The 14,635-nt window shown below is 65.0% G+C and carries 10 protein-coding genes; 7 read left to right on the top strand and 3 right to left on the bottom strand.

Features of this window, described 5'->3' with window-relative positions:
• The first annotated feature begins 175 nt into the window (after positions 1 to 175).
• On the top strand, positions 176 to 1,966 hold the full coding sequence (locus VH567_RS09500) for a diguanylate cyclase (protein WP_423325438.1): 1,791 nt from the start codon (positions 176 to 178) through the stop codon (positions 1,964 to 1,966).
• A gap of 156 nt (positions 1,967 to 2,122) precedes the next feature.
• Positions 2,123 to 2,461: a globin domain-containing protein gene (locus VH567_RS09495; protein ID WP_423325436.1), complete on the top strand. Its 339-nt coding sequence runs from the start codon at positions 2,123 to 2,125 to the stop codon at positions 2,459 to 2,461.
• A gap of 338 nt (positions 2,462 to 2,799) precedes the next feature.
• Here VH567_RS09495 and galA read toward each other — a convergent pair whose 3' ends face one another.
• The gene (gene galA, locus VH567_RS09490; RefSeq protein ID WP_423325434.1) at positions 2,800 to 5,277 is read right to left on the bottom strand and encodes a beta-galactosidase GalA; all 2,478 of its coding nucleotides are present in this window, start codon (positions 5,275 to 5,277) and stop codon (positions 2,800 to 2,802) included.
• 22 nt (positions 5,278 to 5,299) lie between these two features.
• Entirely contained in the window at positions 5,300 to 8,263 is a 2,964-nt protein-coding gene (locus VH567_RS09485) for a TonB-dependent receptor (protein WP_423325432.1), read from the bottom strand.
• A gap of 165 nt (positions 8,264 to 8,428) precedes the next feature.
• Between VH567_RS09485 and VH567_RS09480 the strand changes: the two genes are divergently transcribed.
• Positions 8,429 to 9,010, top strand: coding sequence for an ANTAR domain-containing response regulator (locus VH567_RS09480; protein WP_423325430.1), 582 nt, complete (start codon positions 8,429 to 8,431; stop codon positions 9,008 to 9,010).
• On the top strand, positions 9,007 to 10,221 hold the full coding sequence (locus VH567_RS09475) for a CmpA/NrtA family ABC transporter substrate-binding protein (RefSeq protein WP_423325428.1): 1,215 nt from the start codon (positions 9,007 to 9,009) through the stop codon (positions 10,219 to 10,221). Before VH567_RS09480 ends, VH567_RS09475 begins: the two co-directional genes overlap by 4 nt.
• A gap of 150 nt (positions 10,222 to 10,371) precedes the next feature.
• On the opposite strand, the gene VH567_RS09470 is transcribed toward VH567_RS09475, so the two are convergent.
• Complete coding sequence (locus VH567_RS09470; protein ID WP_423325426.1) at positions 10,372 to 10,521, bottom strand: hypothetical protein; 150 nt, start codon at positions 10,519 to 10,521, stop codon at positions 10,372 to 10,374.
• A 19-nt stretch (positions 10,522 to 10,540) separates the two neighbouring features.
• On the opposite strand from VH567_RS09470, the gene VH567_RS09465 reads away from it, so the two are divergent.
• The 3 genes from VH567_RS09465 to nirD are packed head-to-tail and all read left to right on the top strand — an operon-like array spanning position 10,541 to position 14,627.
• Complete coding sequence (locus VH567_RS09465; protein WP_423325424.1) at positions 10,541 to 11,779, top strand: nitrate/nitrite transporter; 1,239 nt, start codon at positions 10,541 to 10,543, stop codon at positions 11,777 to 11,779.
• A 23-nt stretch (positions 11,780 to 11,802) separates the two neighbouring features.
• Positions 11,803 to 14,292 (top strand): nitrite reductase large subunit NirB, encoded by a 2,490-nt coding sequence (gene nirB, locus VH567_RS09460; protein WP_423325422.1) that lies wholly within the window; start codon positions 11,803 to 11,805, stop codon positions 14,290 to 14,292.
• Positions 14,289 to 14,627 carry a nitrite reductase small subunit NirD gene (gene nirD / locus VH567_RS09455; RefSeq protein ID WP_423325420.1) on the top strand — a complete coding sequence of 113 codons (339 nt, stop codon included), beginning with the start codon at positions 14,289 to 14,291 and terminating at the stop codon, positions 14,625 to 14,627. Before nirB ends, nirD begins: the two co-directional genes overlap by 4 nt.
• Positions 14,628 to 14,635 lie beyond the last annotated feature (8 nt).

The raw sequence follows: 14,635 nt of genomic DNA, 5'->3' as shown, positions 1-14,635 counted from the left end.
TATGACTATGCCGGCCCCCTGTACGCCGTCACATCACTCGACGTTCAACCGCCGACGAATTTTCCAGAATCCTATGGCATCCATGTCCAGGCCAACCGAGCCGCCCGCTCAATGCGAAGCTTGAACGCTACCCTCGTCGTTAACGATTTTGTGCTAATCGATTGCAATGCGAGGAATGTTTGCACGGTTGGGAGATTCGCCGCTCGGTCCGCTGTTTCTCGGCATTGCCTATTTCGCCTTTGCGATGCTGTCCCTCTTGGCGACGCGCGGCGCGCACGGCATCGCTGCGATATGGCCGCCGAGCGGCATTCTCCTGGCCACGCTGCTGACGGTGCCCCGCCGTGCGGTCTGGCGGTTCGTCGTGGCAGCGATCGTCGCGAGTTTCGTGGCGAACTTCCTCGCCGGGTCCGGTCTTCGCCTTTCCATCGGATTCACGGCGGCCAACGGTCTCGAGTCGATGGTCGCCGCGCTTCTTCTGCGACGGCGTTCGGGAGGGCGCGTGTCCTTCATAAACCCGACGGGCCTATCGGCGTTCTTCTTTGCCTCGTTGATCGCGGCATTGGTGAGTGCCGGAGCGGCGGCCTGTATCTCCCCCGAGTCGGGCCGCGGGTTTATTCTCTCGTGGTTCAGTACGGTGTGGCTGGGCATGTTGCTCGTCACGCCGCTGTTGCTCGCAATATTTGAAATATCGGGATCGGCAAGACAGCCGGTATCGAAGCGCGACGCGTTGAACCTGATTGGCATAGTCGTGCTGACGATGCTCGCCGCTGGCGCAACCTTCGGTCAGAACCATTACCCGATGCTGTTCGTGCCGATGATGGTCATCGTGATCGCCGTTCTGCGCAGCGGCATGCTGGGCGGGATCATCAGCATGATCGTGGTCGTCATTTTTGGATCGATCGCTCTCGGGTGGGGTACCGGACCGATCTTTCTGATCCGGTCGGCGCAAGAGACGCGGATCCTGTTTTTTCAGTTCTATCTCTTGTCGCTGTTCGTGTCGGCACTGCCAATGGCAACGCTGCTGGCGGCGCGTGATCGTTTGAGGATCAATCTCCTCGAGCGTATTCGCCTTCTCGATCAGGCGGAGGCCGCCGCCCAGATCGGGCATTGGCGTATCAATCCGGTGAACCAGGCTGTGTTCTGGTCGCCGGAAATCTTCCGTATGCACGGCCTTGCAGAGGGCCAGCCGCCGGCGCTGGATCAAGCTATCGCCCTGTATCACGAAGATGATCGAGAGCGTGTTTCGCAGATCGTCGCACACGCGCTCGCCGATGGGCACCCCTTTGCGTTCGAGGCGCGGATCGTTCGCCCCGATGGCACCGTCCGGCATGTCGCGTCGCGGGGTGAGCGCGATTACTCCTCGCGTGACGACGCTATCGGACTCTTCGGCCTGATCCGTGACGTCACCGAGCAGATCGAGGCACGGCAAGTGCTGCAAGATGCCCGTGATGCCGCTGATCGAAGCGCGGAGGCAGCAATGGTCCTTGCTTCGACAGATGCTTTGACCGGCCTTGCGAACCGTCGCCGGATCGTCGAATGCCTCGATGTGACGCTGGCAGGCACGGATACCGCAAAGGCCATGCTCTCGGTCGTGCTGTTCGACATCGACCATTTCAAAGCCGTCAATGATCGGTACGGCCATGACGTCGGCGACGAGGTCCTGAAACGCGTGGCATCGTCCGCGACCGAGGGGCTGCGAAGTACCGACCTCATCGGCCGCTATGGCGGCGAAGAGTTCGTCATCATCCTGCCTGAAACCGACGCGGATATGGCATTGCAGATCGCCGAACGCGTGCGGGCGAGGATCGAATCCTCCAGCGCCGACCGACAGCCGAAGGTTACCGTGAGCTTGGGCATCGCATCCGCAAAGGTGGGGGAAGCGGGGCAGGTGATCCTCAAGCGGGCCGATGTCGCACTCTACGAGGCGAAAAACGCCGGTAGAAACCGATTGCGCTTGGCTTCATGACGCTGAGACGGCAGCATATGCCGTGTCAGCCAAAATAACTGGCGATTCAAGCAAGTTCCCGTCGGGAGGGGTGACGTGTCTTTGACGGCAGAACAGGTTAGACTGGTGACGGAAAGCTATGCGTTGATCGGACGCTCACCCTCTCGATACTCGGAGATGTTCTACGATCAGCTGCTCTTGCGACACCCCTTTGCGCGGGCACTGTTTCCCGACGACATGACGCACCAGATTTTCGTGTTTGAAAAGACGATCGATACCCTCGTCGAGCACGTTGAGAATTTCCCGTCCTTGCGTCCGGCGCTGACCGATTTAGCAAAAAGACACGTTACCTATGGCGTGAAGGCGTACCAATACGCGGCCGTGGGAGCGGTATTGATCGACACGTTTGCGGAAATTCTCGGGTCTGCTTTCACGGCCGAAGCCCGCCAAGCCTGGGAAAAGGTGTATGCCGAAACGGCGAGCGTGATGATATCCGACAGCTATCCGGGACTTTAGGCAGACCTGGTCCTAAATTTTATCTAGCCGGGGGGTCACGCCATAGCTTTGACGCGTTGGGCTTCAATGCCCCACACGGAAAAACTCCGCGCTGCTTACGAAGCCGGTCTGAAAATTGGGCGCTCCGCTGATGGACTTCCCAAGGTATGTCCCTTTGCGCGAGAGGCCGCGCTCGCGGAACGGTTTGCATGGCTCTCGGGGTTTAGTGTGGGCAAAGCGGTTCGCCTCCGCGGCTCTAGCTAGGAACGCCCAGCGGTTATCGAGGGGGCTCGCCATGAAGCTCCAATCCATGAAGCCACCGGCGACTCTCAACTCACCGTTTACGCCATCTTCGAACCCTAGAGCGGCCGGGTTTCCTTGGTCAGACCAATCAATGGCAGCATCACCGGTGCGAGCCCCGCCCCGTGCGCTTCGAGCCGAACGGGTCCGCCCTTCGCACCCGCCTGCACCAGCGCCATGCACAAGCCGTTGAACGCCGAACGCGACGTCGCATGATCGGGCTCCAGACTCCGCGGATCGCCATTGCCGACGCCGAGCAGCTTCGCATCGCCGGACAGCGTGAACGTCACGCGATCCGACGCTGTCGGCATCTCGCGACGTTTCGCATCGAGAATCGCGACACGGACGACCGCGACCTCACCCGGCGCCAATTGCCGCCGATCGCTCGTCAGCCCGATCCGCGCGGCCGCCCCCGTCGTCTCGCGCACCGCGTGCATCACGCGCTTGCCACCGCGATACCCGTGCGCCTCGATCCGCCCCGGCGCATAGGGCACCTGCCATTCGAGATGCGTGTTCGTCACCACCGACTGCCGCCCGAGACTTCGCCCGTTCAGGACCAGCTCGACCGCATCGCAGTTGCTGTGGACCCACACCGATACCAGCTGGCCCTCGCGCCCCGCCCAGTTCCAGTGCGGGAACAGATGCAGCACCGGCTCCTCGCTCCACCACGCGCGGTAATAATGATAATTGTCCTTGGGGAAGCCGCACAGATCCATCTGGCCGAAGTTCGAGACGTTCTCGGGCCAGCGCTCGAACGGGGTAGGCTCGCCGCGATAGTCGAACCCGGTCCAGACGAACCCGCCGCTCAGGAACGGCCGCGCGTCGTAGAAACTCCACCAGGTCTCCGCGGTCGTCGCCCATTTGGGGAACTCGCGATCATACGCGGGTACGAAGCCCTGTTTGTCGTCGCGCGCATATTCGCCACGGGTCATCACCGTGCTGCCCGTCTCGGTGCCGATCATCGGCATGTCGGGGTACGCCGCGTGATACGGGTCGATCGCGTCGAGGTAGTAATTGCACCCCATCACGTCGAGCACGCGAGACGCCCCCTCGCCGAACTTGCCGTTGAACGCCTCCGTCACCGGCCGCGTCCGGTCGAGTTCGTACACCTTGCGCTTCATCGTCTCGGCGATACGCGCGCCGGTCTCGGTGCCGCGATGGATTTCCTCGTTGCCGATGCTCCACAGGATGATGCTCGGATGATTGCGCCCTTGCCGCACCATCCGTTCGAGTTGCCCTAAACCTTCGGCATTGCTCGACATCTGCCGCGTCTCGTCGATCATCAGGATGCCCATCCGATCGCACGCGTCGAGGATCGCGGGCGACGGCGAATGATGCGTCGAGCGATACGCGTTGCTGCCCATCGCCTTCAGCTGTTCGAGCCGCCAGACGTGCAGGCTGTCGGGCACCGCGAAGCCGACCCCGGCGTGATCCTGGTGGTTGCAGGTGCCCTTGATCTTGACCGGCTTGCCGTTGAGGAAAAAGCCGCGGTCCGCGTCGAACCGGATCGTGCGGATACCGAAGGTGGACGTGTCGCGATCGACCACCGCGCCGTCGACGAGGATCTCGCTGACCAGCGTGTAGAGATGCGGCGTTTCCAGCGACCAAAGCGCAGGCGAACCGACACGCGTTTCCTGCGCCGCAGTCGCCTTTCCCCACGCGGGCAACTTCAGCGCGTCTGCAAACAGCACCGCGACCGTTTTCCCATCGGGCCCCACGACCGTAGACCGGACACGCACGCTGGCGGCGGGACCGTCATTGTCGATCTCGGTAGCGACCCGCACGGTCGCACCATCGGCGTCGACCGAACAGCGTACCGTCGCGCCCCAGCGCCGCAAATGCGCAGGCGCGGTCTTCACCAGCCGCACGTCGCGGTAGAGCCCAGCCCCCTCGTACGACCAAGCCTCGCCGAGACTCACGTCGCAGCGGATGACGAGAACATTGTCCTCGCCCGGCTTGGCGAAGTCGGTGACGTCGATCTCGAACGGTGCATAGCCGCTCTCGTTCGATCCCACGACGAAGCCGTTGAGGATCACGATGCAGTCGCGCGCCACGCCATCGAACTGGAGCAACAACCGCCGCCCCGCATCCGCCTTGGCCAACCCAATCACCCGGCGATACCAGCCGACGCTGGTCGCCGGCCACATCCGCCCGACCGGCTTGAACCCTTGGAACGACCCGGTGCGGTCCGCCTCGCTCCCCGCCGGTCCGAACTGTTCGAACGGCAGGTCGACCGCCCAGTCGTGCGGCAGCGTCACCGCGTCCCAGGCGCTGTCGTCGAATTTCGCTTCGGCAACCGGCGTGCCGACGTCGCCCGACTTGGCATAGGTATCGTGCGAACGACCGAAGCCGAAATCCTTCGCCGGATCGCTCGCATGGCCGAGATGGAACCGCCACCCGATCCCGAGCGGGACGATCTCGCGCGGACCGGCCGAGGGAGGCGCCCCCGCCGCGCCGATCGGTACTGCGGGGACGATCGCGGCAAGCGCGGTCACGCCGCCCGTCTTCAAAACGTCGCGGCGGACCAAGCTCGTCATGTCATTACCCTAGTCGTCACCGTCAGAAGTTCACCGTGGCGCCGACGAACAGCGTCCGCCCCAGCGTATCGTACACCCCCGGATAGGTGTTGCCGTTGCCGAACGATGACAGGATGCCGGCCGCGATCGCCGGTGGATCCTTGTCGAACAGGTTGTTGACGCCCGCCCGCAGCTGGAGCCCCTCCCCGACCGCGACGGTGCCGGCAAGATCGATGTAATTATAGGCCGAGATCTTCTTGTTGATGACGCTCGGCGTGCCGGCGAGGAACGTATTGTCGGACAGCGACGACAGCTTGACCGAGTCGGTATGACGCCACGACACCGATACCGATGCGCCCTGCGGCATCTGCCATGTCGTCCGCATCACATGCCGCCACGTCGGATTTGGCTGGCCGCAGGTATAGCCGTACAACCCCTTGCAGTCGTAGCTGCCAAGACCCGCCAGCGGTTCGGCGGCCTGCTCGATCAGGCGCGTGCCGACCATATTGAGATTGAGCTTGCCGAGCGCGCCGATACCGAGCGTGTAATCGGCGGTGATGTCGACGCCGGAGGTCGTCAGCGATCCGGTATTGTACGTCGTCGACACGATATAGCCGTTGGTCCCGAAGATCGCGCCCGAGCGCGGATCGCGCGTGAACAGTCCGCAATAGAACGGATCGCCACCGGCCACGCATTGGCTGATCGCGAGCGACGGATCGACCGAGCTGATATAGTCCTTCACCTTGACGTGGAAATAATCGACGGTCAGCGTGAAGTTGCGCAGCATCCGCGGTGTCAGCACGATACCCGCCGTATAGGTGTCCGCCTTTTCGGGCTTCAGCGCGACGTTCCCGCCATATTGTGCCGAACACGTATCCGAGGGGCATTCGATGATGCTGCCATATTGCGCCTGCGTCACGCCGGTCAGCCGACAGACGTCGAACGACGCGGTCGGCGATGCGCCCGAGCATGGATCCTGTGCGGCGACGTTGCCGATCGATCGCGATCCGAACAGCTCGGCGATATTGGGTGCGCGGATCGCGCGGTTGTAGCTGAAGCGAAGGCGCGCATCCTGCGACGGCGCCCAGCTCGCTTCGCCCTTGTAGGTCCAGACGTTGTATTTCGACTTCAGGCCAGTCGATTGCTGATCGTTGCGATACGCCGAATAGCGGAGGCCGCCGTTGATCGTCAGCGCATGCGCGAACGGCAGGTCCTGCAGGATCGGGATTTCGATCTCGCCGTAAGCCTCGTTGACGGTGATGCGCCCGTCGGAGTCGGTCACGCCGCCCTGTTCGGCGACCGCGTCCGCGGTGTAGTTGAGCGTCTCGCGGCGACGTTCCGCGCCCAGCGCGATGTTGACGCCGCGCTTTGCCCAGGGGCTGGTGATGCCGAACGTGCCGAGGTCGCCATTGACGTTCGCGGAGATCACCGTGAGCGCATTGCGCGACGCGGTGTTGCTCTCCGAGAACAGATAGGCGGCCTGCGTGTCGGTGATCGCATTGGGCTGGAACACGTTGACCGGGACGCACGCCGGGTCGCTGCCGTCGATCACCGATCGGCAGGTCGCCACGCCGTTGACGTTGACTACGTCGAGCGCGCGCTGCGCCTTCACGTTGTCCACGTTGTTCATGTACGTCTCGTTGAACTTCACCAGCGAATGCAGGTAGTTCACGTCGTACTGGAAGCCGTGGCCGAGATCGCCGCGCACACCGGCGGAATAGCGATAATCCTGGTGCCGCAGGTCGTCGCGTCGCGACTGGCCGTCGCCGAGCCGGTAGCCGATCAGCGTGTCCTGCGTCGCCGAGGTCCCGGCGGTCGGTCCGCATAGCGACTGTTGTTGCGCCGTGCTCATCAACGGATTGTTGCACGGCACGGTGAAGCTCGTGCCCAGGAACAGCGCGGATGGCGCGACCTGCGAGAAGGTGTGATCCTTCATGTACATGAAGCTGCCATAGACTTCGGCGATCGGCGCGATCTCGAACTTGGCGAACGCGCCGCCGATGTAACGATCGTCGGACCGCTGGAGGTAGTTGGTCGGCGAGTAATTATAGGCGTAGGTCGACGTGTAGGGCACCCAGGTCTGCGTGCCGTTCATGTTGTTGGTCAGCGTCTTGCCGGCATTCGGCCCGCCGAGCGGCGCGAACGTACCATAGGGCGAATTGCTCGATCCGCCACAGACCAGACCTGTGCCGGCATCGTCCGCCTGGTTCAACGCGCAGGCCGAAACGTCGCGGTTCGCCTGCAACACCGGCTCGGTGTGACGATACCCGCCATAGACGGTGACGTTGCCGCGGCCATCGGCGAAGTTCTTGCCGTACGCCGCATTGATATCCTGCTTGCCGCCATCGGCGACGCGGTGCGGCGCGTTGGCATAGCCGCGCGTCGTGATGATATCACGCACCGCGCTGTTGTCGTTGGTGTGCACGCCAAGCCCGGACTGCACGTCGATGCGCAACCCGTCGAGATGATCCTTCAACACGAAGTTGACGACGCCCGCGACCGCATCGGACCCGTACACGGCGGACGCGCCGCCGGTCACCACGTCGACCCGGTCGATCAATGCCGACGGCACGAAATTCAGATCGATCGCCTGCTGCGGCAGCAACCGCTGGCCGTTGAGCAGGATCAGCGTCCGGTTCGAGCCCAGGTTGCGCAGGTTTATATTGGCCGTGCCGTCCGACCCGTTCGAGACGTTCTCGTTCGCGTCGGCGGTGAACTGCGGCAGGCGGTTCAGCACGCTCTCGACGTTGACCGCGCCCTGATATTTGATCTCCTGGTCGGTCACCGACGTGATCGGGCTGTTGCTCGCCAGGTCGGGGCGCCGGATGCGCGTGCCGGTGACGGTGATCGCCTCCTCGCTGGTATCGGAACCTGTCGCAGCTGGCGTCGGGGTCGGTGCAGCCACCTGCTCCGGAGCAACCTGCGCATGTGCCGCCGTGGACAGCAGCATCGCCAGCACCGCACCGATGCCCGACCGATGACGATAGTTTCCGACCCTGTGATTCATGGATGCCCGCCCCGTGTTTCGTGTGGCGGCAATCCATCATGACCACGCTGTCGAGTCAATATATAATATACGATATCCCATCTTCGGCCGTCTTACGGGTCGGACAGGCGTCGATCCGGCTCAAGACGGCTCGCCATCCGGTGCGGCGTCGCGTAAAAGCGCGTCATGCGGATCGCGATCATCGACACCAGCACGACGCGGGCGGCGATCATCTCGGATGGCCTGCGCGAGGCTGGGCTGACCGATATCGTCGTGATCGACGATACGCTGGGCATGGTCGCCGCGCTGGAGCAGGCCGCCCCCGAAGTCGTGCTGATCAACCTCGAAAATCCCAGCCGCGACGTGCTCGAGGAGTTCTTCGCAGTCTCACGCGCGCTGGCACGACCGATCGCGATGTTCGTCGACCAGAGCGATGCCGAATCCACTGCCGCCGCGGTCGACGCGGGCGTATCGGCCTATATCGTCGACGGCCTCGCCAAACAGCGCATCAAGCCGGTCATCGACCTCGCGATCCGTCGCTTCCAGGCGTTCGCACGGTTGCAGGCGGAATTGCACGAGGCGAAGAGCGCGCTGGCCGATCGCGTCACGATCGACAAGGCGAAGGCGATCCTGATGAAGCGCCGCGGCGTCGACGAACCCGCCGCCTACGCGTTGCTGCGCGCGCACGCGATGCGATCGAACCGCCGGATCGCCGAGGTGGCCGATGCGCTGATCACCAGCGATGCGCTGATGGGAGATTTGCCGTGAGCCTCGACACGATCCGCATCGGCTTCCTGCCGCTGGTCGATGCAGCCCTGCCCATTCTCGCGCGCGAACAGGGGTTTGGCGAGGCCGAGGGGCTGGCGATCGAACTGGTCCGCGACATGACCTGGGCGACGGTGCGCGATCGTCTCCTGTACGGGCATACCGATGCCGCGCATCTCGTCGCGCCGCTCGCGATCGCCACCGCGCTGGGACGGGGGCGCCCGGCCGTACCGATGGCGGTGCCGTTCGTGCTGGGGCTGAACGGCAATGCGATCACGCTGGCGGTGCCGCTGGCGGAACAGGTGCTCGACGATGACTCGCTGGGCGACCCGGTGATGCTCGGCGGACGCCTGCGGGCGGTGGCGCTCGCGCGGGTGGCGGCGGGCAAGCGCCTGCGGTTCGGCGTGGTGCATCGCTATTCGAGCCATAACTACATGCTCCGCTACTGGCTGGCCGCGGTCGGCATCCGTCCCGATGTCGATGTCGAGATCGTCACCACCAGCCCGCCATTCGCCGCCGATGCGCTGGCGGCGGGCGAGATCGACGGGATCTGCGTTGGCGAACCCTGGAACAGCATCGCGGTCGATCGCGGGGTCGGCCGGATCGCCTTGGTGACCGCGCAGATCTGGCGACGCGGCGTCGAGAAGGTGCTGGCGATGCGCGCCGAGACGGTCGACCGCGATCCCGACCTCGTCCGGCGACTGGTCCGCGCGCTGCACGCCGCGGCTGCGCACTTCATCGATCCCGCGACGCGGAACGACAGTGCGGCGATCCTCGCCCGCCCCGAATACCTGGATGCCCCGGTCGATCCGATCGCCCGCGCGATCAGCGACTGGGTGCGCCTCGTCCAGGGCGCGGCACCCGTCGAGATTCCCGATTTCATGTTCCAGTACCGCGAAGCGGCGAACTTTCCGTGGCGCAGCCAGGCGGCGTGGCTCTATTCGCAGATGGTCCGCTGGGACGGCACGCCCTATTCGCCGGAAGACGCGGCCGCAGCGGAGAGCGTGTTCCGTCCCGATATCTACCGCGCCGCGCTCGCCGGTTCGGGCGCGCCGCTGCCGAGCGCCAGTTCGAAGCTGGAGGGCGCGATCGACGGCACCTCGCTTGGTGCCGGATCGACGCAGGGCCGGCTGATCCTCGGTCGCGACCAGTTCTTCGACGGCCGCGCGTTCGATCCCGACGACATCCCGCAGTATCTCGCTTCGTTGCCCTGACGGGCTGGCGTCAAGTCAATCACACCTGCGCAGGCCGAGGTGGTGTGCAATTGTCGGCGGGGTTGTCGACTATAGCTCGATTTTGCCTCTCATCTCGCACTTGCGAAATGCCGCTTGCGCATTGGGACCGAATCGGTCATCTTCGGCTAGTCAGGCGATGAAGCCCGACACGATATAGCCGCGAACCGATTCCAATGGCGGGATCAGTTCGCGTCGGACGACCGGATGGTCGTCACCGGCAACGAAGCCGCTCCGATGCGCCCGCAAGGCCGCCGTCGGGGCGGCTTTTTCTTTGTCCATCGCAGATGGGGGCACGAACATGGCGACCAGTTTCTGGAGCGACGAAAAGACCGAAGGCCGCAGCGGGTTCTGGGCGAGCGGCCACACGCCGACGCTGATCGCGGCGTTCCTGTATTTCGACCTGGCCTTCATGGTCTGGGTGCTGCTCGGGCCGCTCGCGCCCGATATCGCGAAGTCGCTGGCGCTGACGCCCACCGAAAAGGGCCTGATGGTCGCGGTGCCGACGCTCGCGGGGGCGCTGCTCCGCGTGGTCAACGGCCTGCTGGTCGACCGGATCGGGCCGAAGCGCTCGGGCGCGATCAGCCAGATGATCGTGATCGGCGGGATGTTTTCCGCCTGGCTGCTCGGCGTCGACAGTTTCATCGGCACGCTCGTGCTCGGCGTGATCCTCGGGTTTGCCGGCGCGAGCTTCGCGATCGCGCTGCCGCTGGCCAGCCGCTGGTATCCGCCCGAGCATCAGGGCAAGGCGATGGGGCTCGCCGGGATGGGCAATTCGGGCACCGTGCTCGCCGCCTTGTTCGCGCCCACGCTCGCCAAGCTGTTCGGCTGGAACACGGTGCTCGGGCTTGCCTGCATCCCGCTGTCGCTGGTGCTGGTCGCGTACCTGATCCTGGCGAAGGATGCGCCCAACGCACCGCCGCCGAAAAGCCTCGGCCAGTATTTCACGCCGCTGAAACAGGCCGATGCGTGGTGGCTGATGGGGTTCTACGCGGTCACGTTCGGCGGGTTCGTCGGGCTGGCGGCATCGCTGCCGATCTACTTCACCGACCGGTTCGGCCTGTCGACTGTGACCGCCGGCTACTGCACCGCGGCGTGCGTGTTCGCCGGATCGTTGGTGCGGCCGATGGGCGGCGCGCTGGCGGACAAGGTGGGCGGCATCAAGACGCTGTCGGCGTTGTTCCTGGTCGCCGCGGTCGCGCTGGCCGGGGTTGGCGGCGCCGCCAGCGTCACCGCCGCGCTCGTCCTGTTCGTGATCGCGATGCTGGCGCTCGGCACCGGCAACGGCGCGGTGTTCCAGCTCGTACCGCAGCGGTTTTCCGCAGAACTTGGCGTGATGACCGGGCTGGTCGGCATGGCCGGCGGGATAGGCGGTTTCTACCTCGCCTCGTCGCTGGGCATCGCCAAGCAACTCACCGGCAGTTTTCAGGCCGGCTTCCTGATCTTCGCGGCGCTGGCGGTGCTCGCCCTCGCCGGGCTGACCTTGGTCAAGAACGGATGGCGCAGGACCTGGACCGCCGCCGACGGCGTCCGGATCTGAACGCGAGCGAACGGAGCAAGCTGATGACCACCATCGATACCAACCCCATCTGTACCCGCGAACACCTCGTCGTGATCGGCAACGGCATGGCCGGATGTCGCGCGGTCGAGGAACTGATCGCGCGCGATCCGACCCGCTACCGCGTGACGATCTTCGGGGCCGAGCCGCATGTGAACTATAACCGCATCATGCTGTCGCCGGTGCTGGCGGGCGAGAAGACCTTCGACGAGATCGTCATCAACGACCGCGCCTGGTACGCGACCAACGGAATCGAGCTGATCGTCAGCGATCCGGTGCAGGCGATCGACCGCGCCGCGAAGACGGTCACCGCACGGTCCGGGCTGACCGTATCCTATGACAGGCTGCTGATCGCGACCGGCTCGGACCCGTTCATCATCCCGGTGCCGGGCAAGGACCTGCCCGGCGTCATCACCTTCCGCGACATGGCGGACGTCGACCACATGCTCGCCGTGGCAGGTCTTGGTGGCAGTGCGGTCGTGATCGGCGGCGGGCTGCTCGGGCTGGAGGCGGCGCACGGCCTCACCTTGCGCGGCATGAAGGTGACGGTGATCCACCTCATGCCGACACTGATGGAGCGTCAGCTCGACGAAGCGGCGGGGTGGCTGCTGAAATCCGCGCTCGAATCGCGCGGCCAGGTCATTCTCACCGAGGCCAACACCGCCGAGATCGTCGGCGAGACCTGCGTCGAGGGCGTTCGCCTGAAGGACGGCACGCTGATCCCCGCAAGCCTTGTCGTCATGGCGGTCGGCATCCGTCCCTCAGTCGCGCTCGCCCGCGATGCAGGCCTGGAGATCGGCCGCGGGATCAAGGTCGACGATCACATGGTGACCTCCGACCCCGCCATTCTCGCGGTCGGCGAATGCGTCGAGCATGACGGCAACGTCTACGGCCTCGTAGCCCCCTTGTGGGACATGTGCCGCGCGCTCGCCGACGGGCTGGTCGAGGCGCACACCGGCTATCGCGGCTCGGTGACCTCGACCAAGCTGAAGGTCGCCGGACTCGACGTGTTCTCGGCGGGCGATTTCTCCGGCGGCGACGGCGCGGAGGACATCGTCCTGCGCGATGCGTCGCGCGGCATCTACAAGCGCGTCGTGGTCAAGGACGACCGCATCGTCGGCACCGTGCTGTACGGCGACACTGCGGATGGCGGCTGGTATTTCGACCTGCTCAAACGGGCCGAGGACATTGCGCCGATCCGCGACATGCTGATCTTCGGCCAGTCCTTCGCCTCGGGAGGGGGCGCTTCGGACCCTAAGGCGGCCGTTGCGGCATTGGCGGACTCGGCGGAGATCTGCGGCTGCAACGGCGTGACCAAGGGCGCGGTCGTCGCGTGCATCGGTGCGGGCGCGCACAGCCTCGACGCGGTGCGTGCCGGGTGCAAGGCGTCGGCCAGCTGTGGCGCGTGCACCGGGCTGGTCGAGACGCTTTTGTCTCTGACGCTCGGCGGCGAGGTCGAGGCGGGGCCGAAGACGATGTGCAAATGCACCAGCTTCGGTCACGACGACGTCCGCCGCGAGATCGTCGCGCAGGGCATGCGCTCGATCCCCGAGGTGATGCAGAAGCTGCACTGGTCGACCCCCGACGGCTGTTCGTCGTGCCGCCCGGCGCTCAACTACTATCTGCTCTGCGCGCTGCCGGGCGATTACAAGGACGACCAGCAGAGCCGCTTCGTCAACGAACGCCTCCACGCCAACATCCAGAAGGACGGCACCTATTCGGTCGTGCCGCGGATGTGGGGCGGGCTGACCTCGCCGAAGGAGCTGCGCGCGATCGCCGACGTCGTCGACAAGTTCAACGCGCCGATGGTCAAGGTCACCGGCGGCCAGCGGCTCGATATCTTCGGCATCAAGAAGGAGGATCTGCCCGCGGTCTGGGCCGATCTCAACGCCGCCGGGATGGTCTCCGGCCATGCCTATGGCAAGTCGCTGCGCACGGTGAAGACGTGCGTCGGTTCGGAGTGGTGCCGCTTCGGCACGCAGGATTCGACCGGGCTCGGCGTCAAGGTCGAGCGGATGACCTGGGGCAGCTGGATGCCGCACAAGTTCAAGATCGCGGTCAGCGGCTGCCCGCGCAACTGTGCCGAGGCGACGATCAAGGATTTCGGCATCGTCTGCGTCGACAGCGGCTACGAGCTGTCGGTGGGCGGCAATGGCGGGATCAAGGTCCGCGCCACCGACTTCCTCTGCAAGGTCGAGACCGAGGCCGAGGCGATGCATTACTGCGCCGCGTTCGTGCAATTGTACCGCGAGGAGGCACGCTATCTCGAGCGCACCGCGCCGTGGATCGAGCGCGTCGGCGTCGCCTATATCCGCGAGCGGATCGCCGACGACGCGGCGTTGCGCGATGCGCTGGCGGCGCGTTTCCTGTTCTCGCAGCAGTTCATGCAGGACGATCCCTGGGCAGCGCGCGTCCAAGGCGCCGACCGCGAACAGCACGCGCCGATGGCGGTGTTCAGTCCGCGGAAAGACCTGGTCGGGGGAGAAATGGCATGACCGGCGAATGGCTCGATATCGGCTGGGTCGGCGAAATCCCGGTCCGCGGCAGTCGTACGGTGCAGGTCGCAGGCGGCGACGACATCGCGATCTTCCGCACCGGCGAGAACAAGGTCTTCGCGCTGCTCGATCGCTGCCCGCACAAGCATGGCCGGCTGAGCCAGGGCATCGTCCACGGCGGCGCGGTCGCGTGCCCGCTGCACAATTGGCGGATTTCGCTGTCGACCGGCGAGGCGCTAGGCGAGGACAAGGGGTGTACGCCGGTGATCCCGGTTAAGGTGAGTGGCGGCCGGGTACTGATCTGCCGCACCTCGACGATGAAGGCGGCCGCGTGATCCTCCCC

Source organism: Sphingomonas sp. 4RDLI-65, assembly GCF_049472435.1.
In the GTDB taxonomy this organism is placed as follows: domain Bacteria; phylum Pseudomonadota; class Alphaproteobacteria; order Sphingomonadales; family Sphingomonadaceae; genus Sphingomonas.
The sequence above is the reverse complement of the archived record's forward strand: the minus strand, read 5'-3'. Positions and strand labels throughout refer to the sequence as shown.